We start from the raw sequence: 259 nt of genomic DNA, 5'->3' as shown, positions 1-259 counted from the left end.
CGTTGAACTCGTCGTGATGCTGCCAGAAGCTGGCGGTTTCGGTGCGAAGCGGATCGATCACCACCATATATTTGAGGCGGGACAGTGCCCGGACCGCTTTATTTTTGTCCGGGAAGGCGGCCAGCAGGTTGAAGCCCTGAATCAGGCAACCATTGAGCGCGCCCTGTTCCATCATCTCCGCCTGCGCCATGCAGTCGTAGCTCTTATCCCACTTCGGCAGCCAGTCGTAGCCCCACTGGTTTTCCGCTGTGGCCTTATC

1 protein-coding gene is annotated in these 259 nt (G+C 58.3%); it reads right to left on the bottom strand.

Features of this window, described 5'->3' with window-relative positions:
• On the bottom strand, positions 1 to 259 hold a 259-nt coding region (locus tag SB756_RS31935), incomplete at both ends, for a hypothetical protein (RefSeq protein ID WP_410913482.1).

Origin of the sequence: Pseudomonas sp. SIMBA_068, from assembly GCF_046534705.1 — a bacterium.
Taxonomy (GTDB): Bacteria; Pseudomonadota; Gammaproteobacteria; order Pseudomonadales; family Pseudomonadaceae; genus Aquipseudomonas; species Aquipseudomonas putida.
The sequence above is the reverse complement of the archived record's forward strand: the minus strand, read 5'-3'. Positions and strand labels throughout refer to the sequence as shown.